The sequence below is a fragment of the Pseudoalteromonas sp. TAE56 genome, assembly GCF_000497955.1.
Classification (GTDB): domain Bacteria; phylum Pseudomonadota; class Gammaproteobacteria; order Enterobacterales; family Alteromonadaceae; genus Pseudoalteromonas.
Genome location: NZ_AUTN01000157.1, coordinates 19,783 through 45,037, shown reverse-complemented (window position 1 = coordinate 45,037; position 25,255 = coordinate 19,783). Strand labels below are relative to the sequence as shown.

General features: G+C 39.4%; 27 protein-coding genes and 1 pseudogene. 15 read left to right on the top strand and 13 right to left on the bottom strand.

The genetic code is table 11. From position 1 onward, the window contains the following. Positions 1 to 27: 27 nt before the first annotated feature. The 4 genes from L656_RS0120130 to L656_RS0120115 all read left to right on the top strand — a co-directional run bounded on the left by L656_RS0120130 (position 28) and on the right by L656_RS0120115 (position 3,660). On the top strand, positions 28 to 1,380 hold the full coding sequence (locus L656_RS0120130) for a DNA-3-methyladenine glycosylase 2 family protein (protein ID WP_024600548.1): 1,353 nt from the start codon (positions 28 to 30) through the stop codon (positions 1,378 to 1,380). Further along, the gene (locus tag L656_RS0120125) at positions 1,380 to 1,850 is read left to right on the top strand and encodes a methylated-DNA--[protein]-cysteine S-methyltransferase (protein ID WP_024600547.1); all 471 of its coding nucleotides are present in this window, start codon (positions 1,380 to 1,382) and stop codon (positions 1,848 to 1,850) included. Before L656_RS0120130 ends, L656_RS0120125 begins: the two co-directional genes overlap by 1 nt. Before the next feature lie 75 nt (positions 1,851 to 1,925). After that, a complete protein-coding gene (locus L656_RS0120120; protein ID WP_024600546.1) occupies positions 1,926 to 2,717 on the top strand; it encodes a hypothetical protein in 792 nt (263 codons plus the stop codon). A 349-nt stretch (positions 2,718 to 3,066) separates the two neighbouring features. Beyond that, the gene (locus tag L656_RS0120115; RefSeq protein ID WP_007582344.1) at positions 3,067 to 3,660 is read left to right on the top strand and encodes a thymidine kinase; all 594 of its coding nucleotides are present in this window, start codon (positions 3,067 to 3,069) and stop codon (positions 3,658 to 3,660) included. Here L656_RS0120115 and ltaE read toward each other — a convergent pair. Together ltaE and rlmF are read right to left on the bottom strand one after the other, a co-directional pair. After that, positions 3,634 to 4,638, bottom strand: coding sequence for a low-specificity L-threonine aldolase (gene ltaE / locus L656_RS0120110; protein WP_024600545.1), 1,005 nt, complete (start codon positions 4,636 to 4,638; stop codon positions 3,634 to 3,636). The genes L656_RS0120115 and ltaE overlap by 27 nt on opposite strands. Before the next feature lie 40 nt (positions 4,639 to 4,678). Then, positions 4,679 to 5,611: a 23S rRNA (adenine(1618)-N(6))-methyltransferase RlmF gene (gene rlmF, locus L656_RS0120105; protein ID WP_024600544.1), complete on the bottom strand. Its 933-nt coding sequence runs from the start codon at positions 5,609 to 5,611 to the stop codon at positions 4,679 to 4,681. 128 nt (positions 5,612 to 5,739) lie between these two features. Here rlmF and L656_RS0120100 point away from each other — a divergent pair, with 128 nt between their 5' ends. Next, positions 5,740 to 6,642: an alpha/beta fold hydrolase gene (locus L656_RS0120100; protein ID WP_024600543.1), complete on the top strand. Its 903-nt coding sequence runs from the start codon at positions 5,740 to 5,742 to the stop codon at positions 6,640 to 6,642. Positions 6,643 to 7,003: 361 nt separating this feature from the next. Here L656_RS0120100 and L656_RS0120095 read toward each other — a convergent pair whose 3' ends face one another. The 3 genes from L656_RS0120095 to L656_RS1000000122905 form a co-directional block, all read right to left on the bottom strand. Next, a complete protein-coding gene (locus tag L656_RS0120095) occupies positions 7,004 to 8,437 on the bottom strand; it encodes a tetratricopeptide repeat-containing sulfotransferase family protein (RefSeq protein WP_024600542.1) in 1,434 nt (477 codons plus the stop codon). A gap of 249 nt (positions 8,438 to 8,686) precedes the next feature. Next, the gene (locus tag L656_RS0120090; RefSeq protein WP_024600541.1) at positions 8,687 to 11,272 is read right to left on the bottom strand and encodes a TonB-dependent receptor plug domain-containing protein; all 2,586 of its coding nucleotides are present in this window, start codon (positions 11,270 to 11,272) and stop codon (positions 8,687 to 8,689) included. Positions 11,273 to 11,588: 316 nt separating this feature from the next. Beyond that, positions 11,589 to 11,759, bottom strand: coding sequence for an oxidoreductase-like domain-containing protein (locus tag L656_RS1000000122905; RefSeq protein ID WP_076915784.1), 171 nt, complete (start codon positions 11,757 to 11,759; stop codon positions 11,589 to 11,591). Between the two features lie 105 nt (positions 11,760 to 11,864). Between L656_RS1000000122905 and L656_RS0120080 the strand changes: the two genes are divergently transcribed. Further along, positions 11,865 to 12,287: a hypothetical protein gene (locus L656_RS0120080; RefSeq protein WP_024600540.1), complete on the top strand. Its 423-nt coding sequence runs from the start codon at positions 11,865 to 11,867 to the stop codon at positions 12,285 to 12,287. Positions 12,288 to 12,374: 87 nt separating this feature from the next. Then, on the top strand, positions 12,375 to 13,736 hold the full coding sequence (locus tag L656_RS0120075) for a leucyl aminopeptidase family protein (protein ID WP_024600539.1): 1,362 nt from the start codon (positions 12,375 to 12,377) through the stop codon (positions 13,734 to 13,736). Positions 13,737 to 13,756: 20 nt separating this feature from the next. Here L656_RS0120075 and gloA2 read toward each other — a convergent pair whose 3' ends face one another. Together gloA2 and L656_RS0120065 are read right to left on the bottom strand one after the other, a co-directional pair. After that, entirely contained in the window at positions 13,757 to 14,143 is a 387-nt protein-coding gene (gene gloA2 / locus L656_RS0120070) for an SMU1112c/YaeR family gloxylase I-like metalloprotein (RefSeq protein ID WP_024600538.1), read from the bottom strand. Between the two features lie 70 nt (positions 14,144 to 14,213). Then, positions 14,214 to 15,293, bottom strand: coding sequence for a ketoacyl-ACP synthase III (locus L656_RS0120065; RefSeq protein WP_024600537.1), 1,080 nt, complete (start codon positions 15,291 to 15,293; stop codon positions 14,214 to 14,216). A 153-nt stretch (positions 15,294 to 15,446) separates the two neighbouring features. On the opposite strand from L656_RS0120065, the gene L656_RS0120060 reads away from it, so the two are divergent. From L656_RS0120060 to L656_RS1000000122900, 8 genes and pseudogenes are all read left to right on the top strand, one after another. Further along, a complete protein-coding gene (locus L656_RS0120060; protein WP_024600536.1) occupies positions 15,447 to 16,754 on the top strand; it encodes a metal-dependent hydrolase family protein in 1,308 nt (435 codons plus the stop codon). An 8-nt stretch (positions 16,755 to 16,762) separates the two neighbouring features. Then, positions 16,763 to 17,167, top strand: coding sequence for a nuclear transport factor 2 family protein (locus L656_RS0120055; RefSeq protein ID WP_024600535.1), 405 nt, complete (start codon positions 16,763 to 16,765; stop codon positions 17,165 to 17,167). Between the two features lie 61 nt (positions 17,168 to 17,228). Beyond that, positions 17,229 to 18,470 (top strand): ATP-binding protein, encoded by a 1,242-nt coding sequence (locus L656_RS0120050; protein ID WP_029750962.1) that lies wholly within the window; start codon positions 17,229 to 17,231, stop codon positions 18,468 to 18,470. After that, on the top strand, positions 18,467 to 18,994 hold the full coding sequence (locus L656_RS0120045) for a response regulator transcription factor (RefSeq protein ID WP_024600533.1): 528 nt from the start codon (positions 18,467 to 18,469) through the stop codon (positions 18,992 to 18,994). The genes L656_RS0120050 and L656_RS0120045 overlap by 4 nt, the downstream gene beginning before the upstream one ends. Before the next feature lie 22 nt (positions 18,995 to 19,016). Beyond that, on the top strand, positions 19,017 to 19,439 hold the full coding sequence (locus L656_RS0120040) for a thiol-disulfide oxidoreductase DCC family protein (RefSeq protein ID WP_024600532.1): 423 nt from the start codon (positions 19,017 to 19,019) through the stop codon (positions 19,437 to 19,439). A gap of 102 nt (positions 19,440 to 19,541) precedes the next feature. Beyond that, entirely contained in the window at positions 19,542 to 19,820 is a 279-nt protein-coding gene (locus tag L656_RS0120035; RefSeq protein ID WP_002959014.1) for a peptidylprolyl isomerase, read from the top strand. Between the two features lie 355 nt (positions 19,821 to 20,175). After that, positions 20,176 to 20,568 (top strand): ankyrin repeat domain-containing protein, encoded by a 393-nt coding sequence (locus L656_RS01000000122465; protein WP_033037352.1) that lies wholly within the window; start codon positions 20,176 to 20,178, stop codon positions 20,566 to 20,568. A 91-nt stretch (positions 20,569 to 20,659) separates the two neighbouring features. After that, positions 20,660 to 20,764, top strand: a pseudogene (locus L656_RS1000000122900) (peptidylprolyl isomerase); the annotation flags it as partial. Positions 20,765 to 20,844: 80 nt separating this feature from the next. On the opposite strand, the gene L656_RS0120025 reads toward L656_RS1000000122900, so the two are convergent. The 6 genes from L656_RS0120025 to L656_RS0120000 all read right to left on the bottom strand — a co-directional run bounded on the left by L656_RS0120025 (position 20,845) and on the right by L656_RS0120000 (position 25,188). Then, complete coding sequence (locus tag L656_RS0120025; RefSeq protein WP_024600530.1) at positions 20,845 to 21,192, bottom strand: energy transducer TonB; 348 nt, start codon at positions 21,190 to 21,192, stop codon at positions 20,845 to 20,847. Positions 21,193 to 21,357: 165 nt separating this feature from the next. Further along, on the bottom strand, positions 21,358 to 22,017 hold the full coding sequence (locus tag L656_RS0120020; RefSeq protein ID WP_024600529.1) for a DsbA family oxidoreductase: 660 nt from the start codon (positions 22,015 to 22,017) through the stop codon (positions 21,358 to 21,360). A gap of 110 nt (positions 22,018 to 22,127) precedes the next feature. Beyond that, a complete protein-coding gene (locus L656_RS0120015; RefSeq protein ID WP_024600528.1) occupies positions 22,128 to 23,348 on the bottom strand; it encodes a M24 family metallopeptidase in 1,221 nt (406 codons plus the stop codon). Between the two features lie 101 nt (positions 23,349 to 23,449). Further along, the gene (locus L656_RS0120010; RefSeq protein ID WP_024600527.1) at positions 23,450 to 24,058 is read right to left on the bottom strand and encodes a flavin reductase family protein; all 609 of its coding nucleotides are present in this window, start codon (positions 24,056 to 24,058) and stop codon (positions 23,450 to 23,452) included. Positions 24,059 to 24,067: 9 nt separating this feature from the next. Beyond that, the gene (locus L656_RS0120005; RefSeq protein ID WP_024600526.1) at positions 24,068 to 24,793 is read right to left on the bottom strand and encodes an SDR family oxidoreductase; all 726 of its coding nucleotides are present in this window, start codon (positions 24,791 to 24,793) and stop codon (positions 24,068 to 24,070) included. Then, on the bottom strand, positions 24,790 to 25,188 hold the full coding sequence (locus tag L656_RS0120000; protein WP_024600525.1) for a thiol-disulfide oxidoreductase DCC family protein: 399 nt from the start codon (positions 25,186 to 25,188) through the stop codon (positions 24,790 to 24,792). Before L656_RS0120000 ends, L656_RS0120005 begins: the two co-directional genes overlap by 4 nt. Positions 25,189 to 25,255: the final 67 nt, after the last annotated feature.

Sequence of the window (25,255 nt, the reverse complement as noted above, 5' to 3'; positions counted from 1 at the left end):
CTATAAGGTTATTTTATAGAGTCGCTTATGGACACTTCACATTGGCAAAAAGCACGTCAGAGCCGCGATCCTCGTTTTGACGGGCTTTTTTACGTAGCGGTAAAAAGTACCGGTATTTATTGCAGACCTATTTGCCCTGCACCAACGGCTCACGAAAAAAACGTTGTTTATTATCAGTTTGCCCATAACGCGGCGCAAGACGGTTTTAGACCCTGCATTCGTTGCAGGCCTGATAGTGCCCCTGGCAGCGCAGCATGGCAGGGTACAAAAACGACTGCACTTAGAGCAAAACAGTTAATAGATCAAAATGATGAGCACGACTGCGAAAATTTAGCAGCTCGTTTAGGTGTAAGTAGTCGTTATTTAAGACAGTTGTTTAAGCAGTATTTTGGCGTGTCGATTACGCAATATCGATTGTTTAACCAATGTCACTTTGCTAAAAAGCTGATTCAAGAAACACATTTACCCCTTACCGAAATAGCGTTTTCCGCAGGCTTTAAAAGCATTAGGCGCTTTAATGATGCATTTTTACAGCAGTTAAATATAGCTCCCTCGAAGCTGCGTAGTAGCGATAAAAAACCAACGTCAACACTCACATTAACGTTACCATTTAGGCCGCCTTATAATTGGCCTGCTTTGCAGGGCTTTTTGCAAAGGCGTTTGATAAAGCCAATGGAGTGGATAACGCAAACGAGCTACGGACGTACTTTTGCAAGTGAGCAATATAAAGGAAGTTTTACCGCTGAATTTATAGCGAGTAAAAACCACTTTAGTGTGTCTATCAATATAGATAATACGTTGTACTTACAACCTGTTATAAATAATATACGCCGTGTGCTTGATTTAGACGCCGATATTAATTTAATTCAAATGCATTTAAGCGCTAATATAAATAATGCATTTACAGTGTGTGAAGGGCTCAGGCTTCCGGGGATTTGGTCAAGTTTTGAAGCAGGGATAAGGGCAGTACTTGGACAACAAGTGAGTGTTACTGCGGCGCATAATTTAGTAACAAAGTTAGTTGATGAATTAGGCGAAAAAGAGGGTGATGCTGTTTACTTCCCCACAGCTAAAATTGTTGCTGATAGTGATTTTGCTTTTTTTAAAATGCCACAAGCACGCAAAAATGCACTGCACAATTTAGCCCATTTTTGTGCACTAAATCCTGAAAATGACGATTTAGATGAATGGCTTAGCTTAAAAGGAATTGGCCCTTGGACAGTAAATTATGCAAAGCTGCGAGGACAAAGCCAACCCGATATATTACTTGATGGTGATTTAGGTGTTAAAAAAGCACAAGCAGCGGCAAACCCGTTCGAGCCTGCTAATTGCGCTCCTTTTCGCTCTTACTTAACGTTTCAACTTTGGCAGCAATTATAATGATAATTCAAACATCAATTTCGAGCCCAATAGACGACATAGTTATTCAAGCGACCGAAAAAGGCGTGAGTTATGTTGGGTTTTATCCACCAGTTGAACACCCTTATACGCCATTTGAGCAAGTCACTAACAAGGCGGTGCTTATTTGCGCTGCGCAGTTAAATGAGTACTTTGCAAAAAGTCGCACTACTTTTGATGTACCACTTGATACAAGCGGTACGGTATTTCAGCACAGTGTATGGCAAGCATTATTAACGGTACCTTTTGGGCAGTCGCAAACATACGGTTATATTGCAAGCCAACTCAATAACCCAAAAGCAGTGAGGGCGGTAGGTGCTGCTAATGGTAAAAACCCGATTAGTATTATAGTGCCTTGTCACCGAATTATTGGCGCAAATGCAAAGTTAACGGGTTATGCAGGTGGGCTTGATAGAAAACTATGGTTGCTGAAACACGAAGGATTAATGTAAATTAATTTAACGAATATTTTGTATGTTTAGTACTACATACTACACTGTAGATTTAGTTTATAAATAAAAATCACTATGAAAATTAGAACGTTACTTTATATTTTTGTTTTGAAGTGTATTGTGTTTTGCAATGGCGTTACGGCCAAAGAATTACTTTTTTGTTATGAAGATAAAAACGCAGCACCACTATTTTTAGGTGTTGATAAGGCTATACCTATTGATCAACCTGAGGCCTCAGTGGAGGTTTTAAGCTTATTAGATAAAGCGATTGATGGTGTTGAGATTAAATTTGTTCGAAAGCCATGGCGTAGATGCTTAAACGATTTAGAATTTAATCGAGTGAATGCTGTTATTGCAAGTTACCGCACAGGACGAGAAAATGTTGCTGTTTACCCTGTTGATGAACAAGGTAAGTTACAAGAAGAGTATGCAGTAAGTGAATTTGGTAGCTGCCTTATAGGGCGTTATAAATTTCATAAAGAGTGGGAGACTCGCGAAGTATTTCAAAATAAAGCATTTACGATAGCTATTCCTAATGGCTATGGGCTAAATAGCGCGTTAAAAGAAGAACCATTTTTTATTCATAATACGTTCTCTAAAAGCAAAGCTTTTGAGTTGCTAGATAAGGGCGTGGTGCAGGCGAGTGTCGATCTATGCCAAGTAAATGGCTTAAAAGTGTCGAGTTACCCTTATAAAAGTAAAAATGTTAAACCTATTTACCCACCGTACGAAACCAGCCATGGTTACCTTATTTTTTCAAAAAAATTCTACGAAGAAAATAGCACTCTAAGCTTGGAAATGTGGCAATGGTTATCAAAATTTGAAAGTGCACCTGTGTATATTAAATACTTACAAACACTTAAATAAAAGGGCCTGTTTATCTTTCGAGGTTAAATTTGCAGCAGCGTGTTTGGCTTTTAGGCTAGGCGGAGCCTATGTAGTGTGGTTAGTCCCCATAAATAAACGATAACGCATTATAAATGCCAAACACGCGCTGCCCCTGGGTTTGTCCTAGTAGGGATTTACTCTTTGTTGCTCGGTTTTTATTTAGCTCACTAGGTTACAAATCTCGCGCCGCGATTAAATCCCCCCTAGATAGAACAAATTACAATCCTGAAAGGTCACAGGCTCTGACAAAATAAAATTCGCGTTTGTAAATTGGTATTAATTTAATATTAAGGTAGCATAAGCGCACTTTTTATAAAATGGCACCGCAATGGCTCAATTATACTTTTACTACTCTGCAATGAACGCAGGTAAATCAACCACGTTATTACAATCTGCATTTAACTATAAAGAACGTGGCATGGAACCTGTCATCCTTACTGCGGCCATTGATGATAGACAAGGCGTGGGTAAAGTATCGTCTCGTATTGGCTTGCAAGCTGATGCGCATGTATTTGATGCTAGCAAAGATGTTTTTGATCTTATTCAATCACTCAACAATGATAAAAAGCGCCATTGTGTATTAGTTGACGAGTGTCAATTTTTATCAAAAGAACAAGTAATGCAATTAACCGATGTGGTTGATGAGCTTGGTATACCGGTATTGTGTTATGGCCTGCGTAATGACTTTAGAGGCGAGCTATTTATAGGGTCGCAATACTTACTTGCGTGGGCTGATAAGTTAGTTGAGCTTAAAACTGTATGCCACTGCGGGCGTAAAGCTAACCATGTACTTCGTACCGATGAAAATGGTGAAGCAATAGCCGATGGTAACCAAGTAGAAATTGGCGGCAATGACCGATATGTTTCGGTATGCCGCAAACATTATAAAGCCGCGTTAAATATGGGCCGACAAAGCATTTAAAAATGTATCAATATCTTCGCGCGTAATATCTAAATGCGTTACTAGCCTAAGCTGCTTGCTTGGGCTAAATAATATACCTTGTTGTTTAAGTGCCTCAGCAATCTTTTCAATGTTTATACTGTTAGTGTATGTTGCGTAAACCATATTAGTGGTGTTACTCATATCGACAGTAAAGCCACTGATTTCACTTAATTGTTGAGCCAAATAACGTGCATTTGCATGATCGTCTTTTAAGCGCTCTATATTGTGCTCAAGTGCAAACTGCCCAGCGGCTGCAAGCATTCCGGCTTGGCGCATACCGCCACCAAGTACTTTTCTCCATCGTCTTGCTTTATTAATAAGTGCTGGTGAGCCTATTAATAAAGAGCCTACGGGCGCTCCCAAGCCTTTAGATAAACAAATAGAAACTGAATCAAAGTGTTTTGTAATTTCAGTGATATCAACATTTAGCTCAACTGCGGCATTAAATGCTCGTGCGCCGTCTAAGTGCAGCGCTAAATTATGTGTGTTAACAAAGTCACGAGCTTGGGCTAAGTACTCAAGAGGAAGCACCTTTCCGCCAATGGTATTTTCTAAACTAAGCAATCGCGTTTTTGCAAAATGGCAATCGTCTGGTTTTATAGCCGCCGATATTTTACTAAAAGGTATACTGCCATCAGCATCGTTTTCGATAGGCTGTGGTTGCACAGACCCTAAAACAGCTGCACCGCCGCCCTCAAACTTATAGTTATGCGCATTTTGGCCACAAATGTATTCGTCACCTCGCTCACAATGCGCCATTATTGCAAGTAAGTTGGCTTGTGTACCTGAGCTACAATAAAGTGCGGCTTCAAAGTTAAAACGCTTACACGCATAAGCTTCTAGTTGGTTAACGCTTTCATCATCACCATATACATCATCACCAACCGGTGCGCTGTACATAATATCGCGCATTTCTTTTGTTGGTTTTGTAACTGTATCAGAGCGAAAATCTATCATGATTGCCTTATCCTTTTTATTGTTTTTAATAAAATTGGTATTAATCAAGCTCGCTACAAATTTGCTCGCGGGTTTCTTTATCAAAGTAGCTCCATGCAATAAAGCGGCTAATTTTTTGACCTTGTGCCATATCAACTATTTTATATTGTGCTATCGGGTGGGCTTTTAATACTTCTTCAAGGGCTGCAATATTATCTTTTTTGGATACTAACGACGTAAACCACAGTACTTGCTCTGCAAAGTCTTCGCTTTCTTTAATCATATTAAAGATAAACTGTACTTCACCGCCTTCGCACCATAATTCATTATTATGGCCACCAAAGTTAAGCGCGTTACTTGGTGTTTTGCCTAAGTTTTTCCATTTACGTGCACTACCTTTAGTCGCTTCTTCTTCACTGGCATGAAACGGAGGATTACAAAGTGTTAAATGAAATAAATCCTTTTGATTTATAACGCCTTTAAAAATATGTGATGCGTTTTTTTGTTGTTTTAGGGTTATTTTTAAACCATTAAACTGAGCAATTTGCTTTGCTATTTTTACTGAGGTTGCATCAATATCAGTCCCTGTAAAATGCCACTTATATTCACTTGTACCAGTAAGCGGGTAAACTAAATTAGCGCCAGTACCAATATCAAGTACTTTAATTTGCTTACCTAAAGGTATTTGTTGTTGATTATCATCACTTAATAAGTCGGCTAAGTAATGAATGTAGTCAACACGCCCAGGTATAGGTGGACATAAGTTGTGCTCGGGAATATCCCAAAAATCAATATTATAATGTGCTTTTAAAAGAGCTTGATTGAGTGTTTTAACGGCTTTGTTATCACTAAAATCAATGCTTTTAGTCCCTGCAGGTGTTGTTATAACAAACGGCAGTAGAGCAGGGTGCTCTGTTGTTAATAAATCGAAGTCGTACCCATTTTTATGTAGGTTACGAGGGTGTAATTTTGAACGTGCTTTATTTTCTTTCATGGCTTCATTTTAACAACAGATATGATGTAGTGATTGTAACAAATGCTGATGAGTAAAGTGCAGACATTTCCTTTGGTATATTTAATATTGCTGGTAGGATGAGTTGAAAATAATAAAAAGGAATAACTGTGGCGATTTCTCAGCAATCAATAATTATTAATTTAGCTGATCAACAAACACTTCATTTACGCCGTATTAGCGATGAAAATCAGCAAGGGCCTGTCGTATTTTTTATGCATGGAGCTGTAGAAAACGGTAAAATTTTTTATACCCATTCAAATAAAGGACTTGCCCCTTTTTTGGCTGAGCATGGATATAGGTGTTATGTGGCCGATTTACGTGGCCGAGGTGGTAGTAAACCGGTTATTTCAAGTGACGCTAAGTACGGGCAAACTGAAGCCATTTTAGAAGATATTCCAGCGTTTATTAAGCAAATAGAGTCGATTGAAGGCAAGAAGCCTGACTACTGGGTTGCTCACTCTTGGGGCGGAGTATTAATGAACAGCGCGTTTGCACGTTTCCCTCAATATATTAATGATGTAAAAGCGTGTGTGTATTTTGGCTCTAAGCGTTCTTTATTTAATAATCATCCTCAAAAACTATTACAAGCCAATTTAATTTGGTATTTTATGGCGCCTTTACTTGCTAAAAAACATGGTTATTTAAATGCTAAGGGCTATAAGTGGGGAAGCGATAACGAAACTCAAAAGTCGCATTATCAAAGTATGCAATGGGCTAAAAAGAAGCCATGGATAGATTCTGATGATAATTTTGATTATGCAAAAGCGCTAAACAGCCTGCATTTACCGCCAACGCTTCATATTGCTGCGGTAAAAGACAAAGCACTAGCTCAACCAATCGATATTCAAAAATTTATGGACGAATCTGGGCCTGGCATTCAAAAAATGCGAATTTACGGTCGTAAACACGGGCATAATTTTGATTACGATCATATTAATATGCTTACCCACCCAAGTGCGCGTGATGATCAATTTAAAGATTTACTTAATTGGTTTAAAGCACGTCCGTAAGGGCCTGTTAACCTTTCAGGATTAAAATTTGTTCAATCTAGGGGCGATTTAATCGCGGCCCGAAGTTTGTAACCTAGTGGGCTCGATAACTGCTCCTGCGTTATTCTACTGGCTTACGTCCATGTAAGAATAAGTAAAAACCGAGCAAAGCTTCCGCGTCCTGCTCACGCCCCTTACCTACGTCCATGTAGGCAACAAAGAGTTAATCGTCCCTAGAAAGAACCCGAAGGCAGTGGATGTTTGGTCTTTATGCTGCGTTATCGCCTATTTATGGGGAACAACCACACTACATAGGCTCTGCCTTGCCTAAATACCAAACAGCCTACTGCAAATTTAACCTCGAAAGATAAACAGGCCCTAATTAATTCTCATCAAGTAACTTTAAAAGCGGTGTTTTGTAACGCTCCCACTTAGCGATTGCGGCGTTATTAATAGGTTGGCGAATAGCATGTTTACTCAACGTGGTTACCGGTGTTTTTTGTTTATAAAACGCTAAGCAGCGCTCTTCAAAATGACAGTTTAAAAAACCAAGTAACTGCGTTAGCTGCTCTTTTGGGTTACTCACTAAATCTTCGTAACTGACATCATAAATTGGCATATCTTTAAAGGAGTGCCAATGCCTCATCATTTTTTCATACAACTTATGATAAAGCTTAAACTCAGATAGTGAGCAAAAATAAGGCTCGTTTTCAGCAAAGTAATTAGTGAAGATAGAAAATGCGGTGGCATTAAAATCACGACTTAAGTTTATAAATTTAGCATTAGGAAACAGCCTATATATAAGTCCTAGCGATTGATAATTACTAGGCAGTTTATTTATTATAAAAGGTCTGATGGGCGATGCTGTTTTTAAAGTTGTGATATACAGTTCGCGGGCTTTTTTTATTAGGTCAGGCGTTAAATGCGCTAAACATTGCGGGTAAGCAACTCCCGTTTTTTGTTCAATAAAAGCAACTGCGTTATTACTAATACTTGTACTCTCTCCTAGGCTCGAAAACTGACTATGGCTTGCCAACATTTGCTCCAGGAGGGTAGAGCCACTACGAGGCATGCCAATGATAAAAACAGACGTAATATTACCTGTAAACTTTTCATCGGCAGAGGCAATAAATTCCTCGGTGTTGTATTTTATTATTTCATCGTAAAAAGGGATTAAATCTTTAGTGTTAAATTCACTTAATTTTTTTTGTAATTTATTCGCCAATATAAAGTAATTAAATGCTTGCTCGGTATCTTCAAGTGCATCGTAACTGTTTGCTAATGCGTAGTAACACACCATTTTTAAACGTAAATTGCTCGTTTGAGTTAATAAGTGGTGTAAATTACTTACATAATTATGCTCTTTATTAAAGCGGCCTAACTGTACAAGTTCAAATAAAATATAGGCTGTTACTGGGTAGGTGCCAATACTGAGAGCTTGGGCAAACGTTGTATGGGCTTTATCTAATTCGCCATATGTTAAGTAGTGTTGGGCTAGGTAGTAGTGGGGTTCTGGGTTATGACTCGCTAACTTTTTTGCATATTCGAGTACAGTTAACGCATCGTTTGGCGAATTAACACCGTTGAACGCATCTGCTAGTGCATGTAATGGTTCAAGCATATGAGGCATTCGCTCACATGCTTTTTGGAGTAAGTATACAGCAGAGTCATAGCGTTCTAGTCGTAAGGCAATTCTGCCTAAGCCAAATAAAGCTTCACCATTTTCAGGATTACTATTTAATAGCGTTTTAAAATGAAACTCAGCTTCTTTGAGTTTATTTTGTTGCAGTAGTTGGTTAGCTTTATTAAGTAGCATAGTTATACCAATTTTATTGAAAAACAATCATTCTATCGCATTAAATAGCGTACTCACTACGTTAAAAATTATTCATATAGAGCAACTATATATCATAATTTTCGCCTTGTTATTACGCTATTTTCTGAGCGCTATAATAGAACACTTATTCAATGCAATTGGTATTGTTCATTATTATTTTTATTAACTATAAAATTAAAAAGGCGAAATGTCTTTAACATTTCGCCTTTGGTTCTTCATGAAAATAGTTTAGAAAGTATATGTTGCTTTAGCGTAGTAAAAGCCACCGTTAATACCAAACGGAGATGTTTCATAGTATTGACCACCCCAGTTGTTATTAGGAATTCCCGTTGCATCTGCAAAATCAAGTTTTTCAGCATCTTGGTCAAACAAGTTTTGAGCGCCTACAGAGAAGCTAACTGATTCATTTAAGAAGTAAGTTACTTCAGCATCAATAGTGACGGCAGCATCTGCTGTTTTAGCTGTTGCATCATAATCAACGTGAACACCTTGGTATTCGCCGTAGTAGTTTGCACGAGCAAATGCAGAAACTGATTCCCACTGCTGAGATAATGTGAACGTTGCACGATGATTCGGTAAGTCTTCTTCTAAGCGCTTAACCTTAAACGCACCTGTAATCTCACTAAATTGAGTTACTTCAGTATCATTCCAGTTATAAGCAAGGCTAAATGTAGAGCTACCGCCCATTAGTTCAGCTGTATAGTTTGCAACTAAATCGATACCTTGTGTTGTTGTATCAAAGTCATTTGTAAAAAAGCTTACTTGAGCAAGGCCTTGTACATTAGGAACTCCAGCCGCTGTAAGTGTATCTTTATCTGCTTGGCTTAAGTTGATTTTATCTGATTGGCTAATACGGTCATCTACTTGAATGTTGTAGTAATCAAGTGTTAAAAATAACTCGCCGATTGTGTATACAGCACCAAGCGTATAGCTTTGCGATTCTTCCGGCTCAAGCTCTGTACCACCTAATTGCACTGCAATTGGGTTTGTTGGTGGAAGAAGCGCTGAATCTTGTAATACGCCGCTGTCTAAGCTTGTTTGTACGTTACTTACGTTAGCTTGACCAACTGTCGGTGCACGGAAACCGCTACTTACAGAGCCACGAATATTTAAATCTTCAGTTAAATGGTATTGAGCCATTACTTTGTAGTTAGTTGTAGTACCAAAGCTGTCGTAGTCTTCAAAGCGAAGCGCCACGCCCATTAGGAAATCTTCAGTGAACGGTGCTTCAACATCAACGTATGCTGCATAGTTACGACGAGAAAACTCACCTGCTTGTGATGGTTTAAAACCAGGGAAGCCGTTAGAGCCAATACCAAAACCTTGTTCTGTTAAAGGGCCTGCAGTGTACGATGCTTCATCACCAGAAATGATAGTGAATGTTTCTTCGTGCCATTCAAAACCACCGGCAATATTTACATCATAAGCTAAACCAAAGTCGACACCCTTTGATAAATCAAAGTTAAAGTTTTTCTCTAGTTGCTCATATTTACCTGGGCTGAAATCACGTGGTGTATCTGCACCTAAAGAGGCATTAACTGTATCGTAAATAAAGTAACGTGATTCATTTAAGCCCACAGTACCGCTTAAGTCATAGTAAGTATCTTTTAAGAAACCACCAGTGAATCGCCCTTTAGTACCGATAGTTAAAGAAGTATCAGTAATGTTGCCGCCAAAGTTAGGTGTAAAACCACCTGGAAGCGATTCGTTAAATGCAAAACAATCTGGGTTGTTCGCTACACCATTTATGTAAGCTGGATCATCTAGTACGTTGCCATCTGTTATTGCAATAGTAGGACAGTTAGCGCTCATATCAGGTGTTAAATCTGCAACAAGCAGAGTTTCGCCACCATCATTTGAATAAACACCAGAACGCGTTTGTGGGTTACGGTAGTAAAAGCCACCACGTACATCACGTTCAGAGTAGTTACCAAACATGTAAAATTCAGAATCGTTAGTGAGCTCTAAACCCACGTTACCAAAAATTGTAATATCGTCATCAACTTCTGGTGCGCCCCATACTTGTGCTAGCGAAGATACATCAGGAACACCGGCAGCTGAAAGAGCTGCAGCATCGGCACGCTGAACTGAGCGGCTTGTTGCATCTGCTGTTTTGTATTGAAAACTTAAATTAGCAAAGCCATTGTCGGTAAAAGGTAAACCCACGTTACCCGACACTTGTGTTGTATCCCCATCGCCTTCATAAAATTGACCATGGCGAATTTCTAATTTACCGCCTTCTGAAGCGTCTTTTAACTGGAAGTTCATTACACCGGCAATTGCATCAGAACCATACTGTGCGGCTGCGCCATCACGAAGTACTTCTACTTGTTTAATAGCAATGCTTGGAATTACTGAAATATCTGCACCTTGGGCACCATCATTAATACCACCGCCTAAAAACGCAATTACAGAAGCACGATGACGACGTTTGCCGTTTAAAAGAACTAATGTGCTGTCTGATGGTAAACCACGTAAGTTAGCTGGGCGAACAAGAGAGGCTGCATCGCTAATAGGGTTTTGATGTACGTTAAAAGATGGCACGGCACCTTTTAAAAGTTCAAGCATGTCAGTGTTGCCCGACTTTTCAAGCTCTTCGCCACCAATGATATCGATTGGCACCGGTGAATCACCGATTGAACGTGGAGCTGAACGCGTACCTACTACGGCAATTTTCTCTACGTTTTTGTTTACTTTAGTTTGTTGTTGTTGCTCGTCTGCTGCAACAGCAGTACCTGAAAAAAACAACCCTGCAGTGGTTGTAGCTAAAGCAAATTTGATTGCTTGGTTTAGCGCATTATTTTTTAATTTCATTCTAATTTTCCCCAGTTAGAATAATTCTTATTTTTGATGCTAATTTCACATCATTTATTTTTTACTTAATTTTTGTTTCACATAAGTTTGAGGTCTTACCTCAAAAGCCTAATCAATTAAGCTTACTTTTTGTGAAGTCCTATCTACAGACTATAGGTAAAAAACGAGGAGAGCAATTGTTAATTAACCGTTTGATAACAAAAAGGTTCAATTTAATAAAAAATGCAACAGTGGTGCAAAGTGAAGTGGAAATGAACTAAATAAGTGCAAATAGGGTTGTTAAGAGGAATTTTAATGCGTTGGAAATATTAAAATGTTATTTATTTGTTTCTTTCTTGTGTTTTTTAATGTTTTGTATGCAGCGCCAAGCCACTAATTTTTCTTTATATTCATCCCACACACAGGGGCAGCAACTACCGCCGCCACAGCATTCATCAGATTTTGGTTTTTCAGGCTTTTGCGGTATTTGACTTGATAAATTTTGCATTATTGTATGTATTTAATACTAATTTGGTGCAATAAGAGTAAGTGAAAGGCCGTAGCAAGTAAATTATTCTTTGTGAACCTGCGCCGCTGTGTGAAAATAAAAGCTATGCGATTATATAAAGTTATTCACCGTGCGCCTTGGCGGGTAGTTAAAATTAGTAAGAAACGCCAACAGCTGCGTTTTCGTCGTGCTATGGTGGCGCTTAAAATCGCACTTGCTCAAGAAAAACAAGAAACCAAAGAAATGCTCTCTATTTATAGGCGCTATACCCAAGGCCAAACAAGTAAAGAGGAGTTAAAACGCGCTAATGAACAGTTTGTTGATATTCTAAAAGGGCTAGGGCTGGGTGTGTTTGCTGTATTACCTTTTGCCCCGCTTACAATTCCTTTAGTTGTTAAATTAGGGAGTTTAGTGGGAGTTGATGTACTGCCAAGCTCGTTTAATATAAACAAATCTATTAAAGAACTTGATGCTAAAATAGATCAAGAAAATCAAAAGCAAGAATCCAAAAACAGCTTAAAAAAGTAACTAAAATCCCTTCAAATTAGCGATACCTTTTAGGTGCGCTTATTGATATGCTCTTAAGTACCATTTTTATATTATATGAGCTTTTTAATGAGTGCATTACTACGTCATACATCTTCTGGTATTCCTTTATCTTTTATTCTTAAAAACGAATTATCTGACTGGCAAGCACAGCAGCCTGCATTTATACAAAATTGGTTAACTAATACAGGTTTTGAAAAGCAAGGTGTTGCTTTAATCCCTGATGCTAAAACTGGCGAGTTAAGCCAGGTATTTTGTTTAATGCAAAGTAGCGATGATTTTTGGGCTGCGGGTAATTTAGCAAATACACTTCCTACTGGTACTTATCAAATTCAAGGCGAGAGCGCTTTTGTAGAGCAAGTTGCTTTAGGGTTTGTGCTTGGTGGTTACGAATTTAGTGAATATAAAGAAAAACCAACAGCAAAAGCGCAATTAGCCATTAGCGATAAAGCGTTGTTTGACCGTATTAGCCAACAAGCTGATGCCATTACACTTGCACGTGATTTAGTTAATACTCCAGCGGTAGATATGATGCCGCAACATTTATCGCAAGTAATGGAAGATTTAGCTGCAACTTACAATGGCGAATTTTCACAGTGGATTGGCGATGAGTTACTAGAGCAAAACTACCCGACTATTCATATGGTGGGTCGTGCAAGCGAAAACAAACCGCGTTTACTCGATTTAAAATGGGGTGCAACAGATGCTCCATTAATTACGCTAGTAGGTAAGGGCGTATGTTTTGACTCTGGTGGACTTGATTTAAAACCAAGCTCTGGCATGCGTAACATGAAAAAAGACATGGGCGGCGCGGCGCACGTAATTGCACTAGCGCAGCTTATTATGGCAGCTAACTTACCAATTAGATTACGAGTGCTTGTACCCGCTGTTGAAAATGCAGTATCGCGAAATGCATTTCGCCCTGGCGATGTTGTTAAAACACGCAAAGGCATTATGGTCGAAATTGATAATACCGACGCGGAAGGGCGATTAGTATTGTGTGATGCATTAAGCGAAGCACAAAACGACAACCCTGAGCTAATTATTGATTTTGCTACTCTCACGGGCGCATGTCGTGTTGCACTGGGCACGGAGCTTCCGGGCTTTTTCTCAACAGAGCGCGATGTAGCAAATGGTATTATTGATGCAGGTTTAATCGTCCATGATCCTGTTTGGCAGCTTCCGTTGTTTGAACAATACAAAAACTTACTAAAAAGTGATGTAGCCGATATGGCAAACTGTGCAAGCACACCGTTTGGTGGTGCTATTACCGCAGCGCTTTACTTAAAAGAATTTGTTGAACCAACAACACCATGGGTGCACTTTGATGTAATGGCATGGAACTTACGTGCATTACCAGGTCGTCCAACAGGTGGTGAAGCGTTAGGTATTCGCGCGGTGTTTACTTACTTACAAAACCGTTTTAACTAATCTTATATGACTATACGGGGTTAAACCTCGTATAGTTCAAGTGGTAAATTATCTGGATCGGCAAAAAAGGTAAACTTTTTGCCGGTTATTTCATCCACTCTAATATCCTCAACGTCTACATTACACGACTCTAAATACGTTTTTGAAATCTGTATATCAGCTACCTTAAAAGCTAAATGTCTTAAGCCTTGTGCTTCGGGATAGCTTGGTCTCGTAGGTGCGCCATAAAACGAAAATAACTCTATTTGACTACCATCGGGCATGGCTAAATCTAATTTATATGAATTACGATCAGCTCTAAAGTGCTCATTAATAACGTTAAGTTTAAGTACGTTGCTATAAAAGTGTTTAGAACGTGCATAGTCACTGCAAATAATGGCAGCGTGATGAATACCTAAAAGTTTCAAATTTAATTCCTTAAAAAGCAAAAACGCACTTAAATAAGTGCGTTTTAAATGTGGGTTATTACATCTTTTGTTAGCTTGGCTGCGCTTCTTTACATGCTTTAACAGCTGGTGCTACAAGCTCTAAACCAGTTTTATCACATGGTGGTAAAGCAGCATCGCTTACACTAATAGGCGTTACGCGCTCGCCCCATTTTATGTAACTTGCAGCCCATGTTAGGCCTGCACCAAATGCAGCAGACATAATATTTGAATGCGGTTTAATTAACCCTTGCTCAACGGCTTCACATAACGCAATAGCAATAGTTGCAGCAGAGGTATTACCATACTCACCAATGTTAACCATTACTTTTTCGTCAGGTACTTTTAAACGATGTTGAATAGCCTGAATAATACGTAAGTTAGCTTGGTGTGGAACGAGTACATTAATGTCATCAAGGCTCAAATCGGCTTGTTTAAGTACGTCGTCGCACGCTTCGCTCATGCCTTTAACAGCACGTTTGAAAATTTCACGACCTTCAAATAATAAATCAGATGGACCAATTGGTTCATATTTATTTAAATCACTACCAAAGTTAGTGATGTGTAAAATGTCGCGGTCTTCACTGTCACAACCGGTTTTAGTACCAAGTAGACCCGCTGGTGTATCTGCTGCTTCAAGTACGACCGCACCTGCACCATCGCCAAATAATACAGCGCTGTCACGGCGTGCCCAGTTTACGTACCAGGTCATACGCTCAGCTGCAATGACCACTGCTTTTTTGATCATACCCGCTTGAATTTGTGCTGTAGCAGCTTGCAATGCATATAAAAAGCCCGAACATGCCGCGTTTGTATCCATTGCGGCAGCGCCAGTTGCACCAATATTTTTTTGCACTTGTGAGGCGGTATTTGCCACAACAGTAGAAGGTGTACAAGTGGCTAATATCACTAAATCAATATCTTTAGGATCAACGCCCGCGCACGCAATAGCATGCTTAGCAGCAACGGTTGCCAGCTCGGCGGTACTTACATGGCTCACTCGGCGAGATTTAATGCCTGTACGCGTGGTTATCCACTCGTCGGTGGTATCAACTATTTCACTAATTTCATCGTTGCTAATGCTTGCTGGTGGAATGCATTTACCCCAACCAGTGATATGTGCGTAAGGCATAGTATGTTCTCTTAAGGTGGTCTGACATGTATTTCTAATGGGTGAGTTATACCAAAAAACGGCTTTCAAGACTAGTTTATAGCATGCTTTGTATCGTAAATATTCGCAATTACGGGTTATTTAAGGTAATGCTAGTATAAAAAAGGAGCAAGTATGAAAACAACACTAATAACAACATTCACTTCAATAGCGCTGGCATTAATTGCAAATGGGGCTTTTGCTCAACAGCATAAAATTATTTATGCGGGCAGCTTACTTGCATCCGAGGATCAAAAAGTAAAAACAGAGCAAACGTTAGTCATAACAGATAATACAATAACAGCCATTAAAGACGGCTACCTCACAAAAGCAGAACTTAACCTATCTGATGCCGATATTATCAATCTTAAAAATCAATTCGTAATGCCTGGTCTTATTGATATGCATGTTCACGTTACGTTTGAGCGAGATGCTAAAGCAAACCCTCACCGCTGGGCAACAGAATATGATGCCGACTATGCTTTGCGCTCAATTAAATATTTGCAACGTACGCTCGATGCGGGTTTTACATCAGTGCGAGATTTAGGTAGCGATCATAAAGTTATATTTCCGCTAAAACGCGCTATCGAGAGAAATGATATTAACGGCCCTCGTATTTTTGCAGCGGGTAATACAATATCGCCTACCGGTGGACACGCAGATATGCACGGTTATCGAAAAGATATTACAGATGCGGTTACAGGTGGGATTGGTATTTGTAATGGCGCGGATGATTGTAGCCGTGCGGTACGCGAGGTAATAAAAAGTGGCGCTGATGTAATTAAAATTACTGCCACAGGTGGAGTATTGAGTAATACCGCCGCAGGGGTTAACCAACAACTTACAGATGCAGAGCTGATTGCAATTGTTGATACTGCTCACCACTTAGGGCGTAAAGTTACAGCGCATGCGCACGGTACACAAGGTATAAAAGCGGCCTTAAAAGCCGGTGTAGATTCTATTGAGCATGGCTCTTATTTAGATAAAGAGGCAATAAAGTTATTTAAAAAAACGGGAGCTTATTTAGTACCGACGCTTTTAGCGGGTGCAACGGTAAGCGAAGAGGTGCTTACAAATCCAAATATGCCGCCGGCAATAGCCGACAAAGTGCGTGAAGTGACTCCAAAAATGCAGGCTTCGTTTAAACTTGCACTGCAAAACAAGGTTAATATAGCCTTTGGAACAGACTCTGGGGTGTCGCGTCATGGGCTTAATGCTAACGAATTTAGTTTAATGGTAAACAATGGTATGAGCGAAGCCCAAGCTATTAAGTCAGCAACCATACATGCAGCTAAACTACTGGGGCAAAGCGCACTCATTGGCGACTTGAGTGTTGGTAAGCAAGCAGATATTATCAGTGTGAATGGCTCACCGCTTAAAAATATCGACGTACTTAAAAACGTGCAATTTGTTATGAAAGCCGGGCAAGTTTATAAACAATAGGGAAGGTTATGAGCAGCAAAATAAAAGTGTCGTTGTTTAATCATTTGATTGACGCTGAGCGCCAGTTACTAGACCCAGAGATTCGCCAATCTGAGCGCGCATTAGATGCTTTACTCGATGATGAATTTATCGAAATTGCAGCCAACGGCACTACATTTAATAAATACCAAGTACTTACCCGCTTACCTACCGAGGTTGTGCCACAGTTTTATAATCAGCATTTTAAGGGCCGAATGCTGAGCGATGATGTAGTGCAACTTAGTTATCAAGCTGCTTATAGGCGCTCTGCTCGCAGTGAATTTAATTATTCATTGCGTATGTCGCTTTGGCGTCAAACTAACGAACAATGGAAAATGGTGTTTCATCAAGGAACGCCTTGTGCACCGTTTTCAATTTCGATGGATGATGATTAAAAATCATATAACCGTTAAAATAACCTTATTAAACATTTGATTGGGCAATTACCTCTTGTTAATGCGTACAGACCCCACCATTAGTCGACTATTAATGCTGCGTAGCGGCGCAATTGCCGTGCAATTAATTGCTGTGCTTAGCGTTTATTTTTTACTAGAACATCAGATTGCATTACTGCCTTTGCTGATTGTTATTGCCGTTGAGGCTGTGTTTCAGCTTATTAGCCTGTTTGCTTATCGTAACGTAAGCCAAGCTAAGCCCTTGGGTATGTTAATGCAGTTAACTGCTGATGTGTTATTTTTAACGGTATTGCTCTCACTAAGTGGCGGTGCAACTAATGCATTTGTATCGTTGTTATTACTCCCAATAATGATAGCTGCTGTTACGCTCAGAGAAAAAGGATTAGCTTATATTGCAGTGTTAGCCATTGCCGCATACAGTTTTTTATTGATAAAGATGCCCGATCACAGTATGCATCAAATGAATATGAGTGGTCACTTTATTGGCATGTGGGTTAATTTTGTTTTAAGTGCCAGTGTAATTGCACTTGTTATTGGCGCAATGAGCAGAGCACTTAAAGAGCGAGAGCGAATTATTGCAAATGTGCGAGAAAAGCAATTACGTAATGAGCAGCTTGTTACCCTTGATGGGGCCGCAGCACAAATAACTCATCAACTAGCGACCCCAATTGCAAATTTACAGTTACTGTTTGAAGAGTTATTAGAAGAGCAACCAAACAATCCTATTGTTAAGCACATGCAAGCGCCGCTTACTCAGTGCAGTACACAGCTTAACGACTTTAGAAACCTCTCAGAGCAGTTACGCCTTAAAAATTCACAAGAGCATACAACGGTAAAGCAACTGCAAACACAAATTACCGACACACTTTTACTGCAATACCCTGATCAGCACATTAAATGGATTACGCCACCTATTGCTGCAACGCTATTGAGTGATGCCATGTTATTGCCCGCTATTTTAAATTTATTGCAAAACGCCGCGCTCGCTAATCAAAAGCAAAGCCAAACGCAGCTAGAATTGAGTTGGCAGCAAGACAACTTACATAGCGAATGCGTTTACTTGCTAATTCGTGATTTTGGCTGTGGCTTTTCGTCATCGCAATTAGCAGAGCTGGGCGGGCAACTTATGCCAAGCGATCAAGGAATGGGGCTTGCTGTGCTTTTATCAAATGTTACTTTTGAGCGTTTAAATGGCTCACTTACCTTGTTTAATCATGCAGATGGCGGCGCTGTTGCCAAAGTTAAACTCGCTATTGTAAACACTGAGAATAACGCCTCATGAAGTTACTTATAATTGAAGACGATATAAATTTAGCCAGCACACTAGCAAGGCGCTTAACTAAACAGGGCTTTGCCTGCGAGGTAGCGCATAATCAAAGTGATGCATTACTTATAGCCCGCCAGCACTTACCTGACTTTGTATTACTAGATATGAAACTAGGCGATGACAATGGCTTGGCATTAATAAAGCCATTACGTAGTTTGCTCCCCCAAACACATATTGTTTTACTAACTGGGTTTGCAAGTATAGCAACCGCAGTAGAGGCAATGCGTTTAGGTGCAAACGACTACCTTACTAAACCGGTTGATATGGCAACGTTATTAAAAGCGCTTAACACCGAGCCTGTGGCAACGGCATCGAGTGCTATTGATGATGCAGTTATGTCGCCGGAGCGCTTAGAGTGGGAGCATATTCAACAAGTCCTGCACAGCAATAATGGCAATGTGTCGGTAACCGCAAGGCAACTTAATATGCATAGACGTACTTTGCAGCGCAAGTTACAAAAAAAGCCGGTGCAGCAGTAAAGTACTTAATTAAGGAGGTGTTATGAGCGATGATGCAGCGACATTAATGCGTAATCAAAAAATTATATTATTCGATGCGCAGTGTAAGCTGTGCAGCGCGTGGTGTAACTTTATTATTGCTCACGACACTAATACTATTTTTAAATTATGTAGTGTGCAATCTCCAAAAGGAGAACTGTTGTTAACGCATTTTGGTTTTTCAACAAGTGAATATGCTTCAATGGTGTTTGTTGAAAATGGTAACGCGTATACACAAAGTCATGCTTTTTTTAACGTTGTTAAGCAGCTAGGTTACCCATACAAGCTAGCAAACGTATTTAGTATTTTGCCAAATAGGTTTAATAATTGGTTATACGATAGGGTTGCTTTAAACCGCTATACCTTATTTGGTAAATATCAGTATTGCAGAATTCCCAACCCAGAGGATGCCAAACATTATTTATAAATTAGGCGTTAATACACTGCAGTATAAGTAGATGCCAGGCTTATGAGGTTGTGTTAAAATCGCCGCGTTTAATTTTAGCTAACGGTATAAAAGGCTTTTTTCATGGCAAACACAGCACATGCACTTCACATTTTGGTTAAGCACAAAGAAATTGCAGAAGATATTATTAAGCAATTAGGTAAAGGTGCGAAGTTTCAGACCTTAGCTAAAAAGTATTCGTCATGCCCATCGGGTAAAAAAGGCGGTGACTTAGGTGAATTTAGACGCGGACAAATGGTTCCACAGTTTGACAAAATTGCATTTAAAGGCGCAATTTTAGAACCCCACCTAGTTAAAACAAAATTTGGCTGGCATGTAATTAAAGTACTTTATCGTACTTAGTTTATTTAAACTGTTTAATAATTGACGCGTCTTAGCAAGCGTCTATTTCATCACCTATCCTAAACTTACACTTTGACGAACTAAGAATTAGGATGGGTGTCATCTTAGTTTATTGCCTTAGGAACTTCAGCCACAGTTGTTACAAATCCTTCTGGATGGATAGGACACTTGGCCGGTGATTTATTGGGCTTGTCTGCGCCCACCTGTATACCAGTAAAACATCAGTTCAAATACCACAGAATTACAGGAGTAAAGGTTGATTATATCCCTCGGTAACATACGATTAGTAAAATATATTGTCCCAATACTTTTACTGTGTGCAAATAATGTCTGGTCTTGCTCAAAGTATGCAGAGATGGTTCAAACGGCTGACTTGAGTGAGGTCGGTGAACTTGCCCGACGAGAATTGGGGCATGAACTTATGAGAGAGTATGATTTCCCGAGTAAGGTATTGAAGAGACTGATGAATAATGAAATGGAATTTGAAAAAAGTAATATCCTTCATAAATATGGGGATGTTTTGCTTGATATGGCTGTTTATCGTTCAAACTATGAAGGTGTCAGGTATTTGCTAAGTAACGACATATCCTTATTTTCAAAACGGAGATTTATAGAAAGCCCAATATTTGTTGCTACAAGTGCTAAGGACAAAAAAATGTTAAAGTTACTTTTAGAGATGACAAGCTCTGAACATACTCAATTGTTTAAAGTGGCAAATAAATATATTGATTGTGCTAACTCTTTGTAAGGTTAAGTAGGTTCATGAAAAATTAACGTGGCACCCACTTTAATTAGGATAGTTTTGCTTGTTAAAAATAGGTGCCTGTCTTGCTTAATATCTACCACAGTTCGATAAGGTTGCATTTAAAGGCGAAATTTTAGAGCCACACCTAGTTAAAACAAAATTTGGCTGGCATGTAATTAAAGTGCTTTATCGTACTTAGTTTATTTTTAAGTAAAGAAGTAACCTTCGCTGTATAGAAAAAGGCTGCAATGTGCAGCTTTTTTTAGTTTTAGTTAGTTATTATTTTGCCAAATTAAAATCTATAGTCATTTCTAAGTCTTCATCAACTACCGCAATACCATTAACTACTTTAGGTGCGTAACGCCATTTAGAAAGAGAGCGAATCGCTGCTTTATCAAAAATTATCACAGGCTCAGCTTTAATCACTTTAATATTAACTGGCTTACCAGATGTATCTACATCAAAAGACATTGTCACACTACCTTCAATTTTTTCACGGACACTTTTAATTGGATACTCCGCAGGACTGGGCATTATCAGTGTAGAGTTAGGGCTATCAGGTAGATGTGTTGTCGAACATGCGGTTAAAAGAAACAGTGACGTCAAAGTTGTAATTATATATTTCATTATAAATCCCTTTATAGGTATTATTATCGATTTGTTAGATGTCGTTTCTATAATGACACCAAAAGAGATTCAAGGTAAATAATAAATTTGTATTTTTTGAACTGATGAATATACAAGAAAGGCTGCAATGTGCAGCCTTTCTTAATTTTAAACTTTATTTGTATATTAAGCGTCTTCCTTGGCTTCTTCTTCACTAATTTGTTTTAGTGCTTGAATGAATGAGTCGCTTGGTTGTCCGCCAGTAAGTGCATATTTATCGTTTATGATAAACGTAGGGACTGACGAAATGCCCATTTGTTTAAAGCGGTCTTGCTCTTGGCGTACGTCTTGTACGTATTTGTCTGAATGTAGGATACTGCGCGCAGTTTCTTTATCAAGACCCACTTTTTCAACAACGTCGAGCAACGCTTCTTCTTGGTTTAAGTATTTTAAATCTGTGAAGTGCGCTTCAAAAAAGGCGAGTTTTAGCTTCGTTTGCTTACCTTCTTCACGTGCCCACATTAATAAACGATGCAAATCAAAGCTATTGATCATGATACGTTTGCCATCAAAATTAAAGGTAAACCCAGCACGTTGACCTGCTTCGAACATGTTTTTACGATTTTCGTCGCCTTGCTCTTCTGTTAGGTTGTACTTTTGCATTAAATGTTCGTTTAAATCCTGACCTTCAATTGGCATATCTGGATTTAGTTCAAAAGGATGCCACGTAATATCTGCGCTCATTTCGTCTTTGAGTTGCTCTAGTGCAGTTTCTAGGTTTTTATAACCCACTACACACCAAGGGCACATTACGTCTGAAACGATATCAATTTTAAAGTTTTTCATATTTATCCTTTTGAGGATTGCTTTGGTATAACAAACAATATTGGGATGAACTGCACTTTATCAATCCTCAAACTAAAAAGAGCAGCTAATGGCTGCTCTTTATAAAGGGCTTAAGCGTTAAGCCCAAACGGGTCGTCAATGCTATAACTTGGTTGTGTAAACCAATGAGGACCGTTGTCCGTCATATAAAAGTGATCCTCTAAACGTACGCCAAATTCATCAGGTATAACTAACATTGGCTCGTTACTAAAGCACATGCCTGGGGCAAGTGGGGTTTTATCACCGCCAACTAAGTATGGCCATTCGTGAATGTCTAGCCCAATGCCGTGGCCCGTTCGATGCGGGCAACCCGGTGTTTGGTACTGCGGGCCTAACCCTTGCGCCGCTAAATAAGTACGTGCGCCCTCATCTACGTTTTCGCAGGTAGCGCCAATTTTAGCTGCATTAAACGCCGCCATTTGCGCTGCCTTTTCATGATCCCAAAACATGCGTTGGCGCATTGTTGGTTCACCAAATACATAGGTACGGGTTATATCTGATAAGTAATCGTGTACTTTACAGCCGGTATCAATTAATACCATATCGCCTTTTTTAAGTACTTGGGCGTCTTTAACACCGTGCGGGAAAGACGTTGCAACACCAAATAAAACAATACAAAAATAGTTACCAGGCGCACCTACTTTTTGGTGTGCTTGTTTAATAAAGGCTTCTACTTCGGTGGTGGTTATTCCCTCATAAAGCATGCTTGCTGTGGCTTGATGTACGGCTAAGGTCATATCCATCGCGCGCTGCATTAAGCTAAGCTCATGAATTGACTTATGCATGCGGCAATGCGCCGTTACGGGTTGTGCGTTTATGAGTGTTAAACCCGTTTGCGCTTTATTAATCCCGTCGAATATAAAAAACTGTGCGCTTTCATCAATGCCAATGGTTGCGTTTGCATTAATGTTTAACTTTTTTAATACTTCGACAAAAAGTGCATAAGGATTTTCGTGCTCTTGCCACCCATGAATAGGCCCCTCTATTACTTTAAACCCGTTTAGTGAACCAATTTCGAAATAAGGTGCAATGTATTGTACTTCACCAAGGGCGGGTAATATCGCGCCAACCATGCGCTCGCTCGCGTACCATTTCATACCTGTAAAGTAGGTTAGGTTGGTGTCAGCGTTTAAATAAATTGCATCTATGTTGTTAGCTAGCATATACGCTTGCGCCTTGGCTATGCGCTCTAAATGTTCGTCAGCTGCAATAGGGGTTAGCGTTTGCGTCATATTACTTAGGCTTGCCAGCGCTTGCTCGCTTGATTGTGTACCTATGCCTATAGTGGTCATGTTTTTCTCCTTGGATTTTTAGCTAGTGTGATTAATACCAAGGTAAAATTCAATGTTATTCGATAAGAGGCTAATAGTTTATAGCCTCTTAAAAGGTCATATTATTTTTTAGCGTAAGGTAAACGCGTGAGTTTATTGCTTGTGTGGTAGCTATCAAGCCCGGTTACTGCCACTGTTTCTATTGCTTGTAAATCTAAAAAGCCATCGCTTTGCAGCGCGGCTTTATCAACAAAAACATCCATAATTTCGCCAATAACGAGCTCAGTCCCATTGATGGTTAAATGTTGGTTTTCTACAAATTTAACCGAGTACTTTAAGCGGCTTTCTTTTACAAAAGGCGCTGCAAAGTCGTTTAAGTATTCAGGCGTTAAGCCTGTAGCATCAAACTCAGATTCGTCTTTATCGTAACGGGCTGAGGTTTGATGAGCTTGTTTATAAATCGACTTATTCACTTGATTAATGGTGTAAGTGCCCGTTTGTAAAATATTTTCAAACGTATGACGCGGCACACTATGAGGACGCATTATCATTGCGACTAACGGTGGGTTAGCCCCAAGGTGAATAACGGAGCTGACAATCGACAAGTTAGTATTGCCAAGTAAGTCTTGTGTACCAATTAAGTTAGCGCTTTTAAAACCCGAAAGAGAGTTGATTAAGTGAGTACGGGTATGTTTTTCAAGTGCGTCTATTCGCGCTTTAGTAAAATGCATTAAAAATCCTTACCACGGTATGGTTGAACCTTGCCAGTCTAAATAAGCAGGTTCACCGTTTAGTTTTAAATCAGGGTTGTTGTTTGTTAATTCAAAAAGTTGCCCAGCTACAAATTCAGGCGTAAATAACTTACCTGCAGGTACGTTTTTTTGAAAAGGCTTTGAGAGTTCGGTATCGGTAGTGCCTGGATGAAACAAAATGAGTTTGGTGTTTTTAGCACGACGAGCAAGTTCAATAGCCGCCGTTTTAAATAGCATGTTAAGCGCCGCTTTAGATGCGCGATAAGTATACCAGCCACCTAATTCATTGTCGTTTATGCTACCTACGCGCGCACTTAATGCTGTAATAGTACACTGCGTTTTGTGGGTTAATAGAGGCAATATGCTCTGTAAACACAATAATGGCGTGAGTGTATTAGCATTTAGTAACTCGTTAAAATAATCAGCGTTTAAATCTTCTAACTTTTTCTCTGGCATGTGCTGAGTGTTATGAAGCTTTCCGTTGAATATAACAACTTGATGTAATTCAGCTTGAGTGTCTTTTAAGTGCTGGGTAAAAATAGCCAAGCTTTGAGCGCTGTAGTCGGTGCTAAAGTACTCAGTATTTGTAGGGGCGCTGCTGTATTCACTTGAGCTGACACACAGAACCTTAAATTGTGATGCATGGTTATTTAAGTGCTCAACATACGCTTTTGCAATCGCACTACTAGCGCCAAATAAAACAATGGTTTTCATTTACTACCCTTATTTTTTAAACTGCATTGCCCATTAGAACACGTTGTGTTTGGCATTAAAATTTTACTAAGGGAATGTCTGTATTTTGCAAATAACACATATCCACAGTCAGCGAAAAAGCTAATTATTGGCAAGCGAAAAATTTTCAACCAGCCGTGTTTACCCACTATTTTCCATGCCTCGTAAGTTACATCAAGCCCGTAAATCATTTCACCTGATTGCTTTTGAGCTTGTAGGTAAGTCATTGCTTTGTCTCTATCGATATACGGGTAGCGCTCACTGAAGTCGGTCGCGTTAAGATCTTCAAGCGTAATTAGGTTTTTAGTATCTGCGTGCTTTAGTTGCTGCATTTCAGTGCTACAAAGAGGACAGTTACCATCGTAAAAAATGACCATGTGAATGCTTTGTGATTATTTTATATATACTTTTTTACGACAAGACATTGCAAATGGATCTATTAAA